A 20,668-nucleotide genomic window follows, 5' to 3' on the forward strand; every position below is an offset into this window, starting at 1 on the left:
ACCCTCGGGAGAATGATGCCGACCAATACCTTGTCCGATGGAACCTCGAACGCAGGCGGGCCCGACCCGTCCGGCAGCGCTGCCCGGAAGAAGTCGGTCTGGCCCTTCATCCTCGTGGCCGTCATTGTGCTGGCCGCCGTCTATGTGGTGATCGGCTTCTTCAGCGGTCGTATGCTCGCACCGGGGACGACCGTGGCCGGAATCGACATCGGCGGCAAGTCCGCGACAGACGCCGAGAACACCCTGCGCAACGACCTGCGCGATGACGCGGAGAAGGACATCGTCTTGAAGGCCGGAGAGCCGACGGCGAAGCTCGACCCGGAGAAGGCCGGAATCACCTTCGACGCGGAAGCGACAGTTGAGCGCATCACCGGCTTCAGCCTCGACCCCACCGTCATCTGGGACCGCCTGTTCGGTGAGGACGAAGTCGATCCCGTCATCGAGGTCGACGAGGAGAAGTTCGACAAGGAAACCGCGAAGGTCACGGAATCCCTGGCCGTCGATCCCAAGGACGCCGAACTCGAGTTCGACAAGACCACACCGAAGGTCAAGGACGGCAAGAAGGGCCAGACCGTCGACACCGCCGCCGTGCGCACCGCCGTCGACGATCATTGGCTGCGCACCGAGGATGCTCTCCCAGTCAGTCCGACGAACGTCGATCCCGATATCACCACGTCCGAAGCCGAGGACATGGCCGAGGGATTCGCGAAAGACGCCGTGAGCAAGGACCTCACGATCACGGCGAAGCCTCGGAAGGATGCGGACTCGAAGGTCAAGGGCGGTGACCTCACCGTGCCTCCGAAGACAGTCGCGAAGACTCTGACGTTCAAAGCCGAGGACTCGAAGCTCACGCCCGTCTTCGACCAGGAGGCTCTGCAGAAATCCGTGCTGGCTGCGAACAAGGACATCGGGCGACCGGCCGAGGACGCGAGTTTCGAGATCAAGGACGGCAAGCCCGAGGTCGTGCCCTCCCGCGATGGAATCGGGATCAAGGCCAAGGAGCTGACCGGAGCGGTCACCGATGCCATCAACGGCAAGGAGGACAAGCCGACGGTCACACTGGCCTCGGTCAAACCCGAGTTCACGACGAAGGACGCGAAGAAGGCCGATGTCTCCGACACCGTGTCACACTTCTCCACCGGCTACAGCTCCGAACCCAACCGCGATACCAACCTGCGGGTGGCTTCGAAGAAGGTCTCCGGCACGGTTCTCAAGCCCGGTGAGCAGTTCTCCCTCAATGAGGCTCTGGGCCAGCGCACCGCCGCAAACGGCTACAAGCCTGCCGGCGTGATCTCCGAAGGGCAGATGAAGGAAGACTACGGCGGCGGCGTCTCACAGGTGTCGACGACACTGTTCAATGCGGCGTTCTTCGCCGGCTTCGAACTCGACGAACACCAGGCGCATTCGCGCTATATCTCCCGCTATCCGGAGGGCCGCGAGTCGACCCTCGACTGGTCGACGATCGATATGAAGTTCACGAACAACTCGAAGACTCCGGTCGTCCTCGACATGTACCTCAAAGACGGAGAGGTCCACGCGAAGGTCTTCGGCGTCAAGAAATACGATGTGTCGGCCGACGCCTCGGACCGGTTCAACCACACCTCACCGGGGTCGGTCACCGAAAGCGGACCTTCTTGTTCCCCGCAGTCGCCGAAGGGCGGCTGGTCGATCCGGATCACCCGGACAATGAAGGACATCGCTTCGGGCAAGACCACGAAGGACGGCTTCACCACGGTCTACCGGCCGGTGAACAAGGTCGAGTGCAAGGGCTGAACCTTCGTCGCAGGATTCCGGCCGGCTGACCGGTCAGCGTGCTTCGGCGTACCAGGACCGGTGACGCACTGTCGCACCGAGGGAACCGAAGAGGCCCAGCGACGCCTCATTGCTCGACTCCACGTCGACGAGGTAGGACCTGACCCCGCGCTGAGCGAGGAGTGCCGCCGCGGCAGCGGCCACCGAACGCCCGGCACCGCGTCTGCGCAGATCGGGACGAGTGATGAGGTTGGTGATGACACCCCATTTGCTGCGCTCGACCACCCTGCAGGCCGACACCATAGTCCGGGATCCATCGGGATGCTCGGCATAGGCGGTGACGAATTCACACGGCTGATCGGCTTCGATGAGCGTCTTGAACGCCTCGGCCGAACCCGGTTCCTCACCGGGGTTTCGCTGTGACGTCCATGCGGCGAAATGCTCGGAGGTCGGCGCATCGGAGACGTCGATGATCAGACCGGCCGCGGCCGCCTCGGCGGGGGAGGACGCACCGCCGGCTGCCTCCGCGGTGGCGCCGGTGAGCAGAAGTGTGGCCTCGGAAGGGGTGTAGCCGCGAGCCGAGAGCAGGGGAGCGAGCCCCTCGCATTCGGGTGCCAGCGTCGAGGAATCGTCAGCGGAATAGATCTGGACGCGGCTCGGCTTGCCGCGGGTCCGATACCATTCCTCGACGGCGTCGAGGCCCTGTTCCCACCCGAGTCCGGTGTCGGTCACGGGCAGGCAGGAATTGGCGCGCCGGGTCGCGGATTCCGAATGCCGCAGCAGCCAGCCCTTCTGCAGCAGGCTGACCTCGGTGGCCGCCTCGGTGCCTTCGTTGCGCAGATTCTCCACGTGCAGCCAGGACACGTCGTGGGGGAGCCAGGCGGCGGCCGAGATGCGTCGGAGATCCACGGCGGAGACGATCTCATGCGTGCGCCCGGCCTTCGTCGGAGCCGGGGGCACCTCGTGGACGAGGAGGATCTGGTCGCGTGCGATGCGCAGGGGACCGCGCTTGGTATCGATCTCGAGCCCGGCCTCGTCGACGGCTGTGACGACGCCGAGGGCATCCGACGTCGAATGGGTGTCACCGGGGTCGAGCGAATACCGCACGACCACTCGTCTGCCGGGCTGCAGATCGTCCACGTCTGGCCTTCCTCCGCGAAATTGATGCCCTCCCACCCTATGACACGCACGTCGCGGTCGGGCGCAGGCGGGAGCGGGGATGTCAGATGCAATGCGAATCACTTGAGACCGGTGGTCACGGGAATCGGGCGAAGGCGTATTGTGGGAGGTACATGCGCACCATCTGTGAGTCTTTCGAGGAGTCAGCCCAGTGACGTACATCATTGCCCAGCCCTGTGTCGACCTCAAGGACAAGGCCTGCATCGACGAATGCCCCGTCGACTGCATCTACGAGGGCGAACGCAGCCTGTACATCCACCCCGACGAATGCGTCGACTGCGGTGCGTGCGAACCCGTGTGCCCCGTCGAAGCCATCTTCTACGAAGACGATGTGCCCGATGAGTGGGAAGAGTATTACAAGGCCAACGTCGAATTCTTCGACGACCTCGGTTCGCCCGGCGGTGCCGCGAAGCTCGGCAACACCGGCAAGGACCATCCGATCATCTCCGCCCTGCCTCCGCAGAACCACGACGACTGACCGATGACGGACGCCTTCGGACTCAACCTCCCGGACTACCCCTGGGACCGACTCACGGAATACCGTCACCGGGCTGCCGAGCATCCCGACGGAGTCTGTGACCTCTCCATCGGTACGCCCGTCGACCCCACCCCTGAGGTGATCCGGCGTGCGCTGTCGGACGCAGGGGATGCGCACGGCTACCCGACGACTGCCGGAACCGCACAGCTTCGTGAAGCCATCGCATGGTGGTACGAGAACTGGCATTCGGTCAGCCTCGACCCCGCTGCCGAAATCCTGCCGACCGTCGGCTCGAAGGAACTCGTCGCCTGGCTGCCTACTCTGTTGGGACTGCGCGAACGCGGGCTGGCCGTCGCCTGTCCCTCCGCCGCGTACCCGACCTATGAGATGGGGGCGACCATTGCCGGGGTGGAATGCCGCCGCATCGACGCCGCCCAGGTCGTCGACGGAGCCTCGTTGGACGGGATTGGTCTGCTGTGGATCAACACCCCGAGCAATCCGACGGGTGAGGTCCTCGACGTCGGCATCCTCGCCGAGGTGGTTCGCCGTGCTCGTGCCGCCGGAGTGGTCGTCGCATCGGACGAATGCTACGGACTGCTCAATTGGGAATCCGATCAGCCGACGCCGAGCGTACTTGCAGCCGCGGGGGAGTCGAATGCCGGCGTGCTGAGCGTGTACTCGATGTCGAAGCAGTCGAACCTCGCCGGCTACCGCGCGGCGTTCGTCGCCGGTGATGCCGAGCTCATCTCCGATCTCACCCGCTCACGCAAGCACGCAGGCATGATCGTGCCCTTCCCGATCCAGGAGGCCATGGTCGCCGGACTGCGCGACACGGAACACGTGCTGGCGCAGAAGGAGATCTACCGGTCACGACGCGAGCAGCTGCGAACCGGGCTCGAGGAGTTCGGATTCCGCATCGACCATTCGACCGCGGGTCTCTACCTGTGGTCGGCCGCGGACAAGAACTGCTGGGAGTCCCTGGCTGACCTTGCCGAACTCGGCATCGTGGCGGGTCCCGGAGAGTTCTACGGAGCGGCGGCTGCCGACCATGTGCGGATTGCGCTGACCGCCACCGACGAACGCATTCGAGCCGCGGCCGAGCGTCTTCGGGCCGCCGCGAGATGATTACGTGGGTGGGGCACGGTGCTCGGCAACTACCGGTTTCCGAGCGTCCGCTAAGTTCCTGCTCAGACTTCATGCAGGGCGAAAAACTGTTATCTGCCCTGGTCAGACGTATTACCAACCAGTAAATGAAGCGTGCAGTGATTTTCTGATTCCCGCAATTGTCGGTAGTCTTTGAAAGAACTGTGCAAAACACCTCAGGAAGTTCTTGGGGTCGGTCAACGGTGAGGAGATCGAATGACTTCGGAGGCGAACCTCAGGATCGCTGATACGGAGCTGACACTGCCCGAGGTGTCAGCAACAGCGGGCAACAACGGATACCGTATCGGTTCTCTGCTCAAAGAGACCGGCGCGGTCACATACGATCCAGGGTTTGCCAACACTGCAACCACCTCGTCGTCCATCACCTACATCGATGGTGACAACGGTGAGCTGCAGTACCGCGGGTACCCGATCGAACAGCTCGCGGAACAGTCGAACTTCGTCGAAGTCTGCTACCTCCTCATCTACGGTGAGCTGCCGACTCAGGAACAGTACGACGCCTTCGACGCTCGCCTGCGCGGACATACCATCGTCCACGAGGACCTGCGACGCTTCTTCCGTGCGTTCCCGTACGACGCTCATCCGATGCCTATGGTTGCAGCTGCCGTCGCGGCTTTGTCGACGTTCTACCAAGATGACCTCGATGTCTTTGACGAAGACCAGATCGACACCTCGTCGTTCCGACTGCTCGCGAAGATGCCGACCATCGCAGCTCTTGCGCATCGGAAGAACATGGGGCTGCCGGTCATCCACCCGGATAACTCGCTGAGCCTCGTGGAGAACTTCCTGCGAGTGAACTTCGGCGTTCCCGCTGAGGAATACGAGCCGGATCCGCTGGCGGTCAAGGCCATGGATCAGCTGTTCATCCTCCACGCCGATCACGAGCAGAACTGCTCGACCTCGACGGTTCGCCTCGTCGGCTCGTCGCAGGCCAACGTGTTCCAGTCGATCTCGGCCGGCGTCAACGCTCTGGCCGGACCGCTGCACGGCGGCGCGAACTCCGCAGTGCTCGAGATGCTCGAGCAGATCGCGGCCTCCGATGACGGACCGAAGAAGTTCATGGAGCGCGTGAAGAACAAGGAAGACGGCGTCCGTCTCATGGGCTTCGGTCACCGCGTGTACAAGAACTACGATCCGCGCGCGAAGATCATCAAGAAGACGGCCGACGAGGTTCTCGCCCGTTCCGGCGGCGACCCGCTGCTCGAGCTGGCTCAGCAGCTCGAAGAGATCGCGCTGGCCGACGACTACTTCGTCGAGCGCAAGCTCTACCCGAACGTCGACTTCTACACGGGTCTCATCTACAAGGCCCTCGGATTCCCGACGAATATGTTCACTGTGCTGTTCTCGGTCGGTCGTCTGCCCGGCTGGATCGCCCAGTGGCGCGAGATGATCAAGGACCCCGAGACGAAGATCGGCCGTCCCCGACAGATCTATACGGGCGAATACAACCGGAACTACAAGGACATCAGCGAACGCTGAGTCCCGGAGCTCAGTCGGCCACCCGTCAGCGACGTGACAACGGAAGGCTGAGCCCCACCTCGGCGCATGTGTCGTCGAGCCAACGCAACGGCGTCGGAGCAGAATCCTCTGTCCGACGCCGTTGCGCATTCTCTGCTCGGGCTCGTTCAGCCGCTCTTTCCCCATCCCGCACCGGTAGTGCCACTTCGCGTCGCAGGAGACTTGTCCTACAGGTACTGACGCGTCTATCACCCTCCGTGCCACAACCCCCTGCAGGAACGGGGCGTTGTGGCACTCGCACGGTGTTTTGCCGGCAGGAGGGTGACTCGCTGCGAAGCATGTGGGATGCCTGGCGTCGGCGAGGAGTGAATGCGCTGAGGGCGCGTCCACATGATGTGAACGCGCCCTCGGCGGCAGTGCGGCGGCTGACTCAGTGCAGGTCGGGGTTGAGCTCGATGCCCTTGGAGTCGCGGGCAATCGCCTCGACGGTGCCGGTGACCGAATTGCGGCGGAAGAGGATGTTGTTCTTCCCGCTGAGCTCGGCGGCCTTGACCACGGCATCGTCTTCGCCGGGAACCGTCACGCGAGTGCCTGCAGTGATGTAGAGACCGGCTTCGACGATGCAGTCATCGCCGATGGAGATGCCGACACCGGCGTTCGCGCCGAGGAGGCTGCCCGAGCCGATGGAGATGCGGTGCGTGCCGCCGCCGGAGAGCGTACCCATGATCGAGGCTCCGCCGCCGATATCCGATCCGTCTCCGACGACGACGCCCTGGGAGATGCGGCCTTCGACCATGGCCGAACCGAGCGTCCCGGCGTTGAAATTCACGAAGCCTTCGTGCATGACGGTGGTGCCGGGCGCCAGGTGAGCGCCGAGGCGGACGCGGTCGGCGTCGGCGATGCGCACACCGGAGGGGATGACGAAGTCCGTCATCCGCGGGAACTTGTCGAGCCCGTACACGGCAACAGGACCGCGAGCGAGGAGCTTGGCGCGAGTGGCCTCGAAGTCCTCGGGGGAGCAGGCGCCGAAGGAGGTCCATACGACATTGGCGATATGGCCGAAGATTCCGTCGAGGTTGACGTCGTTGGGGGTCACGACCCGGTGGGACAGTGCGTGCAGACGCAGGTAGGCGTCGGCCGCCGAGGCGGGACCGGCGTCGAGATCGATCGTGGTGGTGACGACCTCCGAGCGGGTGCCGCGGCCCTCATCGGTGCCCACCAGGGCGTCGAGACCGTCGTCGGCGGCGCGAGCGGTGGCGGCCGCCTCGGCGGTGTCGTGGGTATCACCGGTGCTCAAGGCGGGGTACCAGACGGAGAGGACGATGTCGGAATGGATCGTGGCGAGTCCACGTGCGGAAACGATGCGTTCTGTCATGCCTCAAGCCTAGACGGTGGCGCCGTACTAGGCTAAGAGACATGACTGTCGATCCATCTGCTGAGACTGATGCCATATTCGCGCCCGCCGGCGACCTCGGCGAGTACCTGTTCGCCGCACTGGGCGACCCGGCCGAACTCACCGGCCGACTGTGCGCCATCGAATCCGTGTCCGGGAACGAAACGGTCCTGGCCGATGCCGTCGTCGCTGTCCTGGAGAGAATCAGCGCGGGTCCGGGGCCGGACCTGGAGATCCTCCGCGACGGAGACACCGTCATCGCTCGCACCGACCTGGGGCTGGCCGAGCGCATCGTCGTCGCCGGCCACCACGACACCGTTCCCGTCGAAGACAACCTTCCGCCCGTGCGCACCCACATGTCCGGAGACGAGTACCCCGATGATGAGGTCATCTGGGGGCGGGGCGCCTGCGATATGAAGGCCGGAGTGGCGATGCAGCTGTCCACGGCGGCCGCGCTGACCACACCGAACCGCGATGTCACCTGGGTCTTCTACGACCATGAGGAAGTCGATGCCTCGCTCAACGGACTCGGCCGCGTCTCCCGCAGCCACCCCGAGTGGTTGGCCGGCGACTTCGCGATCCTCGGCGAACCCTCGAACGCCTCCGTGGAAGGCGGCTGCAACGGAACCATCCGCGTCGACGTCACCACCACCGGAGTCCGCGCCCACTCGGCCCGTGCTTTCATGGGCGTCAACGCCATCCACGCCGCCGCCGAGATCCTCACCCGGCTCGCCGAATTCGAAACCGGCACCGTCACCGTCGACGGACTCGACTACCGCGAATCCCTCTCCGCCGTGAACATCCGCGGTGGAGTCGCCGGCAACGTCGTGCCCGACGAGTGCGTGGTGTCCGTGAACTATCGCTTCGCTCCGAGCAAGTCAGCTGCCGAGGCGGAATCCTTCCTGCGCGAGCTGTTCACCGGTTTCGACGTGGTCGTCACCGATGCCGCCGAGGGGGCCCGCCCCGGGCTCGACAGGGCGATCGCCCAGGACTTCATCGACACCCTCGGTCTGTCCCCGGCCCCGAAGCTCGGCTGGACGGATGTGTCCCGATTCAGCGCACTCGGCGTTCCGGCAGTGAATTTCGGTCCCGGCAACCCGCTGTACGCCCATAAGTCGGATGAGCATGTGAGAGTCACCGAGGTGGAGCAGGCCACCGCAACTCTGCGCAGCTACCTTCAGGGCCGGTGAATGAGATGACCAGAGCGACAGACGACGTCGATGGTGAGCTTTCGAGTGCTCCCGGGCACCTTCCTGCCGACGACCCGGCAGGCGCCCGGGGAGACGACACAACAGGTGACCCGGGCTTCTACAGCAAGGGCCCGCTCCGCCTGAGCGGTGACCAGGTGCCGGAGACGACGACAGACCAGCGCCTCCTCGAATCGAAGTCGGGCAGCGACTGGGTGCATGAGGACCCGTGGCGTGTCATGCGCATCCAAGCCGAGTTCGTCGAAGGATTCGGCTCGCTGGCCGAGATCGGACCGGCAGTGTCGATCTTCGGCTCAGCCCGGCTGAAAGCCGGCACCCAGGCCTATGCGGACACCCGCGAGATCGCTCGCCGCATCGCCGAGAACGGCAATGCGATCATCACCGGCGGGGGACCCGGAATCATGGAGGCCGGCAACCTCGGTGCCTGCGAGGGCGGGGGAGTGTCCATCGGGCTGGGCATCGAGCTGCCCTTCGAGACTGGACTCAACAAGCACGTCGAACTCGGCGTGAATTTCCGCTACTTCTTCGTCCGCAAGACCATGTTCCTCAAATACTCGCGCGGATTCGTCGTCATGCCCGGCGGCTTGGGTACTCTGGACGAGCTGTTCGAGGCCTTCACCATGGTCCAGACCGGCAAGATCACCTCGTTCCCCATCGTGCTGTTCGGGACCGACTACTGGCGCGGGCTCGTCGACTGGATGCAGAACACTCTGCTGGCCGCGGGGACGATCAGCGAAGCAGATATGAACATGTTCACCCTCACTGATGACATCGACGAAGTCGTCGCCGCGATCGGACCGGGACACGGCAGGGACTCGGTCGTGGCGAACCCTGCGAACGGTCGGCCATGAGAAGCGACACCTCATCAGCGCCGGAGGGCGAACGGTTCGATCTCGCCCGGGCCAGGTCCGGAACACCGGCGATCATGGCCGTGATCAACCGCACCACGGATTCGTTCTACGAATCCGCCGGGACCCTCGCGGAGGCGATCACTGCGGTGGAGGCGGCCGCCTCAGCGGGTGCTCGGATCGTCGATATCGGGGGAGTGCGCGCCGGCCGCGGACGGGCGATCTCCGTGGCCGAGGAGATCGACCGCGTGTGCCCGACCATCGAAGCCGTCGCACGGTCCCACCCACACGTGCTCATCAGCGTCGACACCTGGCGCCATGAAGTGGCCGAGGCCGCCTGCAGGGCCGGTGCGGGACTGCTCAACGACACCTGGGCCGGGATCGACCCGAAGCTCGCCGAGGTGGCCGCCCGACATGATGTCGGCATCGTCTGCTCCCACACAGGGGGATTGGATCCGCGCACCGACGCCCACCGCAACCGCTATGGCCTAAAGGCCGGTGACGTCGTCGATTCCACCTTGGCAGGCGTCATCGACCTCGCCGAGGCGGCGCGGAAGGCAGGGGTGCGCGAAGACCGGATCATCATCGATCCCACTCCCGACTTCGGGAAGAACACGTACCACTCGCTTCGTCTGCTGCGTGAACTCGACCGATTCGCCGCCACCGGCTATCCGGTGCTGCTGGCGATCTCACGGAAGGATTTCGTCGGTGAGGCCATCGGTGAGGTCGCCCCGTCGGACCGGCTGTACGGAACGATCGCCGCGACCGCGCTGGCCGTCGAGAAGGGAGCGGCGATGATCCGCACCCACGATGTCAGGGCCACTGCCGATGCCATCGACGTGACCGTGGCGATCACCGGCGAAGCAGCGCCGAGACACACCGTGCGCGGACTGCGCTGAGCCTTCCGTGCAGGCGCCTATGTGAAAATGGGGGCATGCCTCTGTGGATTGTCATCGGTGTCGCAGCTGCGGTCTTCGTCCTCGTCTTCGTTGTCGCAGCGACCTACAACGTCTTCTCTTCCGAAACCGTCGACGAGGCTGAAGAGACCTGGACCGGGCTGCCGGCGGAGTTCACCGGCAAGGACCTGGAATCGGTGCAATTCCGGCCCGCGCTGCGCGGCTACCGGATGGAAGACGTCGACGCGGCCATGGCGATGCTGCGCACACGCCTGAGCGAGCTGGAAACGGCAGCCGCCCCCGCCGAGGAGGCACCCCCGACCAGCCCGACAACCGCACCTGACGGACCGGAAACGGCTGCCCGACCGCGATGAGCCGCCCCGCAGACGTCCCCGGAATCACCCTCGCTCCCGAAGTCTTCGACTCCTCCCGTTTCCGCCGCGTCGGCGCACTGTTCTTGGCTCTGCCCGTGTGGCTGCAGGCCGTGGCAGTGTACTTCGCCTCCCGCGTCGTGAGCATGTCGATCTTCGCCGCAGTCCTCAAACGGCAGGACCCGGCGAACTGGTCGTCCTCGCCTGTGACGACGACGCTCAATGACTTCCTCAATTTCTGGGACGGCGGCTGGTACGGGCGCGTCGCCGATGAGGGCTATCCCCGCATCCTGCCCGTCGACGATTCCGGAGCGGTCGCGGAGAACCAGTGGGCGTTCTATCCGCTGCACCCCTCGATCGTGTCCACTCTGGCCGACCTCACGGGGCTGAGCTACGAAGTCATCTCGCCGCTTGTGTCGACGATCGCGGCCGGCCTGGCCTCGATCGTCATCCTCCACCTCTTCCGGAAGTACGTCGATGCCGGTCAGGCGCTGATGGGCCTGGCGCTCGTGATGTTCTTCCCACCGGCCGCGATCTTCTCCACCGGCTATGCCGAATCACTTACCCTCCTGCTGCAGGCGTCGACGCTCTTCCTCGTCGTCGAACGCCGCTATCTCACGGCGATCCCGGTCGTCGTCTTCATGGACCTGTCGCGGCCGATCGGCGTGGCGTTCTCGTTCTTCATGCTCTTCCACCTCATCGACCGCTTCCTCCGCCGCCGCAGCGATCCGTATCCGACCGGCGAGGTGATCCGATCCTGGACTCTCGGGGTGCTCTCCTGTGCAGCGGCCCTCATCCACCCGATCCATGCCTGGTGGGCGACGGGATCGCTGACGGCCTATACCGACACCGAGGCAGCCTGGCACACCGGCGAGACCACGTTCGTCGTCCAATGGGTGGCTCGGTCGATCAGCCTCATCGGTCCGCTCGGTCCGGTGCTGCTCGTCATCGTCGTCGCCGGAATGCTTGCGTTGATCTTCTCCCCGGCGGGAGCGCATATGGGTCGGACGCTGCAGCTGTTCTGCCTCGGCTACGGCCTGTATCTGCTCATCTTCTTCAATCCGCAGACCTCCACCCTGCGTCTGCTGCTGCCGTTGTTCCCGCTGGCCCTGACGTTGTCGCTGGTGCGCTCTCGAGGCTATCGGGCCGCGATGCTGGTGGCCTATATCCTGCTTCAGATCATATGGGTCGCCTACCTGTGGCACTTCACTCCGCCGGCCGATCTGCCGCCGTGATCGCCTGCTGATCTGCCGCCGTGACCGTCCGTTGGGCGGGAGAGTTACCGGGAACGCGCGGATCATGGAATAATCGTAGGTACATCATTCGGTCCACCTGGTGTGAACCGTCTTTGAATGACAACGGAAGGAAGAGCCCATATGGCAGCCCAGAAACCCCGCACCGGTGACGGACCTCTGGAAGTGACCGAAGAAGGCCGAAGCATGGTGATGCGGCTTCCAGTCGAAGGCGGAGGCCGTCTGGTGATCGAACTCAGCAGAGATGAAGCCACCGGACTCCACGACACTCTCGCCCAGACGCTGGGGCTCTGAGCCGACGGCCGCAGAACACGGCCGGACGGAGACGCACGAACAGCAGAGACTTACCTCTAAGTCTCTGCTGTTGTTGCATTCACCGGGTCTTCTGCAGCAGCAGCAGACCTTCTCCGATGGGCAGCAGCACCCGTTCGAGGTGCTCCTGTTCGGCGATGCGGTTGAGCATGCTCCGTGCCGCCTGTGTCCGGGGACTGCGATCGACGGGATCGGCGACGGCGCCCTTGAGCAGAGTCTTGTGGATGACCAGCAGGCCCTGGGTGTCGAGCAGTCGGAGAGAGGGTTGGATCATCCTCTCCAGGTTGCCCGGCTCCACGTCGATGAAGACCATGTCGTAGGCCGAAGGCGCGAGACGTTTGAGCACCTCTTCGGCTCGACCGCTCATCAGCCGCAATCGTCCCGGCCGGATGCCGGCCATGTCGACGAGGTCACGCGCTGCGCTCTGGGTCGTCGAATTCGTGTCGATCGACGTCAGTATCCCGGCGGTCGGCATCCCGCGCAGAAGCGAGAGCGTCGACGTTCCCACACCGGTGCCGACCTCGACGGCCGCGACCGGGGTGAGCAGTCGGGCCAGCAGCGTCAGCGTCCTCGCCGTGGTCTGGGACACCGGTGCGATCCCGAACTCATGAGAGTGGGTGCGAGCGGCGTCGAGCAGCGGATCGGGACCGTTGTACTGTTCCGAGAAGGTGAGATCACCTGCATTTTCGCGTGCCAACCGGCCCCTCCCTTCTGGTGCTGAGTTCTCCCAAGTCTAACCGCATTCGGGGTCGATTCCGTGGCGGCGCCACAGCCCATCGAGTTCATCGACATCGAGGAATGCCGTGCGTTCGACCCGCTCATGAGAATGCGGTGTGCCCTCCTCTTCCCAGTGGATGCGGGCGCGGGCGAAGATCTCGGGCGGCAGGATCCCCGCCGCGTTGACGACTCGCCACCAAGTGACGTTCGATCCGAATTCCCGCATCACCCGTCCGACATAGCGGGGTGAGCACTCGGCAACGGCGCCGACTGTCCCGTAGGAGACGACGCGTGCGGCGGGTACGAATTCGATGATGCGCAGCACCCGTTCGACGGCTATCTCGTTCACTGCACCTCCCGACAGGATCGGGAGGTCGAACCTGAGCTGACCATGAGTCGATGCTACCGCCGTCCACGGTAGACTTGAGACCATGTTCGGTATCAACGGCACCGAAATGGTGATTCTGGTCGTTGTGGCGTTGGTCGTCATCGGACCCAAACGCCTGCCCGAATACGCTCAGAAGCTGCGGGACTTCGTGCGGCAGATGCGTCGCATGGCCGAAGGAGCGAAAGACAGCGTCCGACGCGATTTCGGCGACGACTTCAAGGATGTGGACTGGCAGAAGCTCGATCCGCGCCAGTACGATCCCCGCCGCATCGTACGCGAGGCACTCGTCGAAGAGGATGCGGCCATCCGCGAGTCCAAACGTCAGGAACGGGCCACTCAGGAATCGTCATCCGCTGAGTCCTCCGGTGCTGCCCTGTCCACTCAGACCGACACCGAGGCGGCCCCCACCCGGGCGAAGTCACCCATCGAACGATTCCAAGCTCAGGTCGGCCTGCGCGACCGTTCCGCCGCTGCGCCGTTCGACTCCGAAGCCACCTGAGCCACCCCGAAGCCACCTGAGTCACCCTCGAAGTCACTTGAGGTTGAGGCCGACGGTATCTGTTAGGCCATGTTGCATTCCCTCTTCCGTGCGGGCGTCAGAGGCTCAGTTCTTCATCACCGCGGGATGTTCGGGATTCGAGCACAGCTCATCGCGGTAGCCGCGGCAGAAATACGACCCGCCGTTCTTCCACTGGATCCCGGAGAAGAGCTCGCGCACTGTCACTGCGTAGAGGCCTTTGTCCGCCACGGCCGAGAACACCTCCGGAGCCGCCTTCGCGGTCGACGGATGGATGGAGTGCATGAGCACGATCGATCCGGGGCGAGTCAGTTTCTGCACGCGTCCGACCGTCTTCTTCGCATCTCTGTGCTGCCAATCTCCGGTATCGACGTCCCAGATGATCGCAGGACCGTCTAGAGCGTGTGCTGCGCGTTTGTCGAGGGCACCATAGGGCGGACGGACGAGGGGCTCGTCCTTCACTCCGACCGATCGCAGCGATCTGACCGTCCGGTCGAGCTCTCTGCGGAGCGTCGCCGATGCGGTCTTGTCCATCTGCACATGCGAGAACGTGTGATCGTCGACTTCATGGCCGGCGTTGATGATCCGCTCGGCCGTTTCGGGAAAGGCGTCTGTGTTCTTCCCGAGGAAGAAGTATGTCAGACGGATGTTCGCCTCATCGGCTGCGTCGAGGATCGTCTGTTCGGTTTTCGTCTCTCCGGGACCGTCGTCATAGGTCAGCGCGACACAGGGCAGCAGCGCGCAGGAGAAGTCGGGGGAGCGCAGATCGATCGGCTGCGGCAGTTCGAGACTGCTGTGCAGCGCCTTCTGGACTCGGTCGCCGATGGAGGACAGATCGGTGTCGGAGACCGCAGCGTCATTGATCGTCAGTGTGCCGGTGTCATCGGCTCCGACGGCTGCCGGGTCGACCGGTGCGGCGAAGAGCCGGCGGGCATTGACTGTGCTGTCGTGGGCGAGATCGGTCAGCAGCAGCCTTGTCTGCGGATGCGGCGACTGGATATCGACTGCGGTGACGACGAATTTCCCGCCGCTTGCCAGCACCCGGGTGCTGATGTCGATGGCACGCGGGTCTACTCGAGACGCTGGCGCGTCAGCGATGCTGGTCTGTGCTGGCGTGAAAGCGGTCGCCGGCCATCTGTGGACTGGTGCCGTCTGCACGGGATCGAACGCGGCGCGATCGGCGAAGCCTCCGGAATCGTCGATCAGGGACAGCACATGATCTTCGATCGCCGCATTCAACGAGGCGGCCGTGGGCAGTCCGAAGGTGTGGACGTCCAGTCGAGGCGTGCGTTCGTCTGAGACGAGCGCGTAGCTGCGCAGCTCTGCGGAGAGCAAGTCCCGGTTCTCGGCGGCGATCGTTCGCTGCGCGGGTTCCACCGACCGTCCGGGGGTGGGGTCATCTCGAAGCGCAGTGACGACAGCTCCGGCCAAGAGGACGAGAGCGGTCAGAGCGCTGAGGCCGGCGAAGACAGAGTAGACGAGGGTATCGCGAGGGGAGAGAGGAGACACCGACTCAGACCGGGCTCAGTCCCAAGGATCTGCCGGACAGGCCGCGACTGCGTCGCCGCAGCGACTCCGCAAGGGTGTCGAAAGCCCTTGCCGCAGGCGAATCGGGATTGCCGAGCACGACCGGGGTACCCGCGTCCGAACCTTCCCGCAGACGAGTGTCCAAGGGGATCTGGGCGAGCAGCGGAACCTCCTGGTCGAGGGTGGCGGCGAGGTTCTCGGCCACGCTGGCGCCTCCGCCGGAGCCGAACACCTCCATCCGGGTGCCGTCGGGCATCTCCATCCATGACATGTTCTCGATGACTCCCGCCAAGGTCTGCTTCGTCTGTGTGGCGATGGATCCCGCGCGTTCGGCTACCTGGGCGGCCGCCGACTGCGGTGTGGTGACGACGAGGAGTTCGGATTCGGGCAGCAGCTGAGCCACGGAGATCGCGATATCGCCCGTGCCGGGAGGCAGATCGAGCAGGAGCACGTCGAGGTCGCCCCAGAACACATCGGTGAGGAACTGCTGCAGAGCACGATGGAGCATGGGACCGCGCCAGACGACGGCCTGGCTCGGCGGGACGAACATGCCGATGCTCATCACCTTCACGTCGTGGGCGACCTGGGGCAGGATCATCTCATCGACTCGGGTCGGCTTGCCGGAGAGACCGAGCATGCCGGGGATGGAGAAGCCGTAGATATCGGCATCGACGATGCCGACGCGCAGGCCCTTGTCCGCCAGGGACACGGCAAGGTTCGCGGTCACCGACGATTTTCCGACGCCGCCTTTTCCTGACGCGACGGCATAGACCTTCGTCAGCGATTCCGGGCGATTGAAGGGGATATCGCGGGTGCCGGAGCCCTGCAGCTTCTCCTTCATCTCCTTGCGCTGTTCGGGCGTCATCGTGCCCAGAACGACAGCCACCTCGGCGACCCCGTCGACACCGCCCACCGCAGCCTTGGTGTCTTCGGTGATCGTGTCCTTCAGCGGGCACCCGGCGATCGTGAGGAGAACTGTGACGGTGACCTTGCCGCCTTCGATCACGATCGATTCGACCATATCGAGTTCGATGATGCTGCGGCGGATCTCAGGGTCGATGACCCCGGTCAGCGCCTCTCTCACGGCGTCCTCAGAGGGACCAGTCATGCCCACGTCCTTTCCTTCCCGGAACAGTGCTCCCGGGCCTTCAACACTACCGCTTCGGCGGGCGTCTCGTCATCCGCTTCGAGGGCCGCCTCGGCGCTTTTCGGAGGCCCGGGGATCGACCTTGTCGGTCCCGTTCTCGTCCTGTCTTTCCTCCTCGAGCTCCTTGAGCAGATCCTTGAGCTCGGAGCGGATGAAGTCACGAGTGGCGACCTCACGCATGGCGATACGCAGCGCCGCCACCTCTCGTGCGAGGTACTCGGTGTCGGCCAAGTTGCGTTCGGCGCGCTGCCGATCGTGTTCGAACTCGACGCGGTCCCGGTCGGTGCTGCGGTTCTCCGCGAGGAGGATCAGCGGCGCGGCATAGGAGGCCTGAAGGGACAGGATGAGGGTCAACAGGGTGAAGTTGAGCGACCGCGGGTCGAATTGCCACGATTCCGGCAGCAGGGTGTTCCACAGCAGCCACACCGCACAGAAGACCGTCATCCCGACGAGGAACGCAGGAGTGCCCATGAACCGGGCAAAGGCTTCGGCTCCGCGTCCGAAGGTCTCGGGGGAGACGGTGAAGCTCGGCAGTCGGCGCTTGCTCGACCGCGGGATCTCGAAATCATCGACGGCCATATCTACCCCCTGCTGCGATCGTCTCGACCGGTGGTTCGCCAGTCCTCGGGCAACAGCTCGTCGAGGACGTCATCGACGGTGACCACACCGACGAGGCGATCGTTGTCGTCGGTGATCGGCACCGACACCAGATTGTACGCGGCCAGCAGCTTCGCCACCTCGCCGAGCGGAGTCTCCGGCGACAGCGGCTCGACCTCGGTGTCGAGCATGATGCCCACGGCCTCGTGCGGCGGATGACGCAGCATCTCCTGGATGTGGACGAGACCCAGATATCTGCCAGTCGGGGTCTCCACCGGCTGCCTGCAGACGAAGACCGCGGCTGCCAGCGCCGCCGGCAGGTCTTCCCGTCGGACATGGGCCAGCGCCTCGGCGACAGTGGCTTCCGGAGTGAGGATGACCGGTTCGGTCGTCATCAGACCGCCGGCTGTGTCATCGTCGTACGCCAGAAGCGTACGCACATCTTCGGCCTCATCCGGTTCCATCAGAGTCAGGAATCGTTCGGCCTGTTCATCACTGAGCTCGCCGAGGAGGTCGGCCGCATCGTCTGGAGCCATCTCTTCGAGCACGGTCACGGCTCGTTCGGTTTCGAGTCCGGTGAGGATCTCGATCTGGGTCTCTGCCGGCAGCTCCTCGACGACATCGGCAAGGCGTTCGTCATCGAGGGCTCGGGCCACCTGGAGGCGGCGAGCGGCGTTCATCTCGAAGAGCACATCGGCGAGGTCGGCAGGCTTCGTGTCCTGGTAGGCGGCGATGAGCTGGGTGGCTTCCTGATCGACCTCGGAATCCACCGGATGGTCGGCATCCGTCCAGTCGATCTGCTTGGTCTCACCGCGGCGGCGGAATGCGGCGAAGGCGCTGCGTTCGGGCACGCGACGCACGAACAGCCTGGTGACCTCCCAGTCCTTGTTCACCTGCTGTTCGATGCCGACGTCCTCGACGAGCACCGGTGAGTTATCCTCGCGCAGACGCAGCCGTCGGTCGAGCAGGTCATTCATCACCAGGGTCTCGGATTCACGCTGTTCGAAGCGGCGCATATTCACCAGGCCGGTGGTGATGACCTGCCCGGAATCGATCGCGGTGACCCGGCCCATCGGCACGAATACGCGGCGGCGGCCCGGCACTTCGACGACGAGGCCGATAACTCGGGGGAACTGCCGCATCGTCGCACGATAGACGACGACGGCGTCGCGGACACGCCCGACCTGATCGCCGAGAGGGTCGAACACGGGGGCGGAGACGAGTCGGGCGACGAAGACTCTTTTCGGTGGACCACTCATGCTCTCAGACTACGTGGTGCGTGGAGTCTTCAGTGATCGCCTCCGCGAATTGAATCGAGATCACATCCGCAGACGGTGAACGGAGTGGGCATCGGGTTCCACTCGGCCTCTTTTCCTATTCATCAAGCCGTCCTGCCTGCTTCATCTCGTTGTCGCCCCGTCTCCCTAGGGTCATTTCTCGGCAGAACCCGCCATAGTCGAATACAGGAGAAATCCATGCAGACACGACGAATCCGCCCGCGCACCGCTGCCGCAGGCCTGGGAGCCTGTGCCGCGCTCTCGCTCTTCGCCCCGCTTCTCTCGCCGACCTCGGCGACGGCCGCGGACGCACCGGCTGAACTCTACGAAGGCCACGTCCAGGTCGACCGCGGCAAGGCCGACGATTCGAAGAAGTTCACCGGTCAGGTCTTCGACGACGTCAACGAGAACTCGAAGCTCGATGGTGATGAGAAGGGCGTCTCCGGTGTTGCGGTGAGCAACGGAGTCGACGTCGTCCAGACGGACGGAGACGGACGCTACGAGCTGCCCGTGCGAGACAACATGACCGTGTCGATCACTCAGCCCTCCGGCTGGCAGGTACCCGTCGATGAGGACAAGGTCGCACAGTTCAGCTACAACCACCTGCCCGAAGGCTCCGGCGGCCTCGAATTCGGAGGAATCGAACCGACCGGTGAGACTCCGAAGGCCGTGAACTTCCCGATGGTCGAATCGCAGGCCTCAGCGAAAGGCGAGCAGAACTGCCCGATCGCCTCCGACACCCAGGCCTATGACAAGACAGAGATGGGCTACGCCCGCGACGGGGCCGTCGGTGACCTCGCCGACCGCAATGACTACGGGGCCTGCGGAGTGCTGCTGCTCGGGGACAACGTCGGTGACGACCTCAGCCTCAACGATGAACTGCGCGATATCTACTCCCAGATGAACGGGCCCGTGCGCGTGGCGCCGGGCAATCACGACCAGGACTACGACGCGGTCGACGACTCTCACGCCCTCGACACGTTCCGTGACCAGTTCGGTCCCTCGTACTTCTCCTACGACGTGGGCAAAACCCACTTCGTCGTCCTCGACAGCATCGAATACGAGGGCAAGGCGAACAGGAAGAAGTACAAGGAGAAGATCAGTCAGGATCAGCTGACCTGGCTGGAGAACGATCTGAAGAACGTGCCGAAGAATGCGCAGGTCGTCGTTGCCACCCACGCGCCGATCCTCACGCACAAAGAGGTCGTCGTCGACAATGCGAGGGACTTCTACGACGTCATCTCCGACTACCCGAACGCCGTGACCGTCGGCGGACACACGCACACTCAGGAGAACCTCGTCGCTGGCGAGACGCGGAAGGAATGGGCTGCAGCCGGGATCGAGAAGCTGCCGAATACGCAGATCGTCGCCGGTGCCGTCTCCGGCGACTGGTACTCCGGCGGCCTCAACGCCGACGGGCTGCCGTACTCGTTCACTCAGGACGCTTCGGAACCGGGCGTGCTCACCCTCGAATACGACGGTGCTTCGCGCAGCGAACGCTACACCGTGCGCAACGAATCCGACGACCATCAGCTGCTGCTCGGCGTGAACTCGCCAGAGTGGCGTGACTGGGCGCAGAAGGCCCAGGAGTGGCAGGACGCGGACAAGGAGGGCACTGCTCCGAAGGAGATCTCCGAACGCGTCGTCACCCGCGAGGACCTCAAGCAGGGCGAGACCTGGCTGACCTCGAGCTTCCTCGCCGGCACTTCGGACGCACGAGTCGAGGTCAGCTTCGACGGCAAAGCGCCGAAGCAGTCCGAGCACACTCAGCCGGGCAAAGGCGAAGCCCTGGCCAAGGGCTGGGAATACACCGATCCGTACACGGCGTCACAGAACCTGCGCACCTCCGGCAATGTGGGCCAGTCGAGCTCGCACCTGTGGCGGACCGAGATCCCCTCGAACCTCGACCTGGGCACCCACACCGCCGAGGTGACTGGAACCGACCGCTACGGTCGTGACTTCACCGAGTCGGTCCGGTTCACCGTGGTCGAGGATGAGGCCGCCGCGAAGACCGAATCGCAGAAGCTGCTGCGCCAGGATGGCTTCGATGCTCAGCAGAAGAAGGAAGTCCGGGATCCGTTGGGTCTCGACTCCGAAGAGGCTCAGTCGGCTCGCAACGACTGACAGCTGAAGAAGGAGCTGCAGCTCCGCGCATGTGTCGGATGATGGCGCTTGGAAGCTGCGGA

The 20,668-nt window shown here is 64.4% G+C and carries 20 protein-coding genes; 12 read left to right on the top strand and 8 right to left on the bottom strand.

Annotated elements, in window-relative coordinates; all coding sequences use genetic code 11:
* Positions 1–12 precede the first annotated feature (12 nt).
* Positions 13–1,773, top strand: coding sequence for a VanW family protein (locus LJ362_RS06800; protein WP_264801401.1), 1,761 nt, complete (start codon positions 13–15; stop codon positions 1,771–1,773).
* A 33-nt stretch (positions 1,774–1,806) separates the two neighbouring features.
* On the opposite strand, the gene LJ362_RS06805 is transcribed toward LJ362_RS06800, so the two are convergent.
* Entirely contained in the window at positions 1,807–2,892 is a 1,086-nt protein-coding gene (locus LJ362_RS06805) for a GNAT family N-acetyltransferase (protein ID WP_264801402.1), read from the bottom strand.
* Between the two features lie 190 nt (positions 2,893–3,082).
* Here LJ362_RS06805 and fdxA point away from each other — a divergent pair, with 190 nt between their 5' ends.
* The 3 genes from fdxA (at position 3,083) to LJ362_RS06820 (ending at position 6,052) form a co-directional block, all read left to right on the top strand.
* Positions 3,083–3,409: a ferredoxin gene (gene fdxA / locus LJ362_RS06810; protein ID WP_025776980.1), complete on the top strand. Its 327-nt coding sequence runs from the start codon at positions 3,083–3,085 to the stop codon at positions 3,407–3,409.
* Between the two features lie 3 nt (positions 3,410–3,412).
* Positions 3,413–4,534 (top strand): succinyldiaminopimelate transaminase, encoded by a 1,122-nt coding sequence (dapC, locus tag LJ362_RS06815; RefSeq protein WP_264801403.1) that lies wholly within the window; start codon positions 3,413–3,415, stop codon positions 4,532–4,534.
* Between the two features lie 234 nt (positions 4,535–4,768).
* Positions 4,769–6,052, top strand: coding sequence for a citrate synthase (locus LJ362_RS06820; RefSeq protein ID WP_101544913.1), 1,284 nt, complete (start codon positions 4,769–4,771; stop codon positions 6,050–6,052).
* Positions 6,053–6,461: 409 nt separating this feature from the next.
* Here LJ362_RS06820 and dapD read toward each other — a convergent pair whose 3' ends face one another.
* Positions 6,462–7,406: a 2,3,4,5-tetrahydropyridine-2,6-dicarboxylate N-succinyltransferase gene (gene dapD, locus LJ362_RS06825; protein WP_264801404.1), complete on the bottom strand. Its 945-nt coding sequence runs from the start codon at positions 7,404–7,406 to the stop codon at positions 6,462–6,464.
* A 41-nt stretch (positions 7,407–7,447) separates the two neighbouring features.
* Between dapD and dapE the strand changes: the two genes are divergently transcribed.
* The 6 genes from dapE to LJ362_RS06855 all read left to right on the top strand — a co-directional run bounded on the left by dapE (position 7,448) and on the right by LJ362_RS06855 (position 12,294).
* Positions 7,448–8,614 carry a succinyl-diaminopimelate desuccinylase gene (dapE, locus tag LJ362_RS06830; protein WP_264801405.1) on the top strand — a complete coding sequence of 389 codons (1,167 nt, stop codon included), beginning with the start codon at positions 7,448–7,450 and terminating at the stop codon, positions 8,612–8,614.
* Positions 8,615–8,619: 5 nt separating this feature from the next.
* Positions 8,620–9,483, top strand: coding sequence for a TIGR00730 family Rossman fold protein (locus LJ362_RS06835; RefSeq protein WP_264801406.1), 864 nt, complete (start codon positions 8,620–8,622; stop codon positions 9,481–9,483).
* The gene (gene folP, locus LJ362_RS06840; RefSeq protein WP_264801407.1) at positions 9,480–10,379 is read left to right on the top strand and encodes a dihydropteroate synthase; all 900 of its coding nucleotides are present in this window, start codon (positions 9,480–9,482) and stop codon (positions 10,377–10,379) included. Before LJ362_RS06835 ends, folP begins: the two co-directional genes overlap by 4 nt.
* A gap of 35 nt (positions 10,380–10,414) precedes the next feature.
* The gene (locus LJ362_RS06845; RefSeq protein ID WP_264801408.1) at positions 10,415–10,750 is read left to right on the top strand and encodes a DivIVA domain-containing protein; all 336 of its coding nucleotides are present in this window, start codon (positions 10,415–10,417) and stop codon (positions 10,748–10,750) included.
* Complete coding sequence (locus tag LJ362_RS06850; RefSeq protein ID WP_264801409.1) at positions 10,747–11,982, top strand: hypothetical protein; 1,236 nt, start codon at positions 10,747–10,749, stop codon at positions 11,980–11,982. Before LJ362_RS06845 ends, LJ362_RS06850 begins: the two co-directional genes overlap by 4 nt.
* A 141-nt stretch (positions 11,983–12,123) precedes the next feature.
* On the top strand, positions 12,124–12,294 hold the full coding sequence (locus tag LJ362_RS06855) for a DUF3117 domain-containing protein (RefSeq protein WP_064485784.1): 171 nt from the start codon (positions 12,124–12,126) through the stop codon (positions 12,292–12,294).
* A gap of 79 nt (positions 12,295–12,373) precedes the next feature.
* Here the strand turns inward: LJ362_RS06855 and LJ362_RS06860 are convergent, their stop codons facing one another.
* Entirely contained in the window at positions 12,374–13,009 is a 636-nt protein-coding gene (locus tag LJ362_RS06860; protein ID WP_264801410.1) for an O-methyltransferase, read from the bottom strand.
* A 36-nt stretch (positions 13,010–13,045) separates the two neighbouring features.
* On the bottom strand, positions 13,046–13,378 hold the full coding sequence (locus LJ362_RS06865) for an MGMT family protein (protein ID WP_264801411.1): 333 nt from the start codon (positions 13,376–13,378) through the stop codon (positions 13,046–13,048).
* Positions 13,379–13,460: 82 nt separating this feature from the next.
* On the opposite strand from LJ362_RS06865, the gene LJ362_RS06870 reads away from it, so the two are divergent.
* Positions 13,461–13,916 carry a twin-arginine translocase TatA/TatE family subunit gene (locus LJ362_RS06870; protein WP_264801413.1) on the top strand — a complete coding sequence of 152 codons (456 nt, stop codon included), beginning with the start codon at positions 13,461–13,463 and terminating at the stop codon, positions 13,914–13,916.
* Between the two features lie 105 nt (positions 13,917–14,021).
* Here LJ362_RS06870 and LJ362_RS06875 read toward each other — a convergent pair whose 3' ends face one another.
* The 4 genes from LJ362_RS06875 to LJ362_RS06890 all read right to left on the bottom strand — a co-directional run bounded on the left by LJ362_RS06875 (position 14,022) and on the right by LJ362_RS06890 (position 18,464).
* Complete coding sequence (locus LJ362_RS06875) at positions 14,022–15,443, bottom strand: polysaccharide deacetylase family protein (protein WP_264801414.1); 1,422 nt, start codon at positions 15,441–15,443, stop codon at positions 14,022–14,024.
* A 4-nt stretch (positions 15,444–15,447) separates the two neighbouring features.
* Positions 15,448–16,569 carry an Mrp/NBP35 family ATP-binding protein gene (locus LJ362_RS06880; RefSeq protein ID WP_264801415.1) on the bottom strand — a complete coding sequence of 374 codons (1,122 nt, stop codon included), beginning with the start codon at positions 16,567–16,569 and terminating at the stop codon, positions 15,448–15,450.
* Positions 16,570–16,638: 69 nt separating this feature from the next.
* A complete protein-coding gene (locus tag LJ362_RS06885) occupies positions 16,639–17,187 on the bottom strand; it encodes a DUF1003 domain-containing protein (RefSeq protein ID WP_264801416.1) in 549 nt (182 codons plus the stop codon).
* Positions 17,188–17,189: 2 nt separating this feature from the next.
* The gene (locus tag LJ362_RS06890; protein ID WP_264801417.1) at positions 17,190–18,464 is read right to left on the bottom strand and encodes a magnesium transporter MgtE N-terminal domain-containing protein; all 1,275 of its coding nucleotides are present in this window, start codon (positions 18,462–18,464) and stop codon (positions 17,190–17,192) included.
* A gap of 216 nt (positions 18,465–18,680) precedes the next feature.
* Here LJ362_RS06890 and LJ362_RS06895 point away from each other — a divergent pair, with 216 nt between their 5' ends.
* Positions 18,681–20,606 (top strand): calcineurin-like phosphoesterase family protein, encoded by a 1,926-nt coding sequence (locus tag LJ362_RS06895; RefSeq protein WP_264801418.1) that lies wholly within the window; start codon positions 18,681–18,683, stop codon positions 20,604–20,606.
* The last annotated feature ends 62 nt before the right edge of the window (positions 20,607–20,668 follow it).

It is taken from the genome of Brevibacterium sp. JSBI002, from assembly GCF_026013965.1.
Classification (GTDB): domain Bacteria; phylum Actinomycetota; class Actinomycetes; order Actinomycetales; family Brevibacteriaceae; genus Brevibacterium.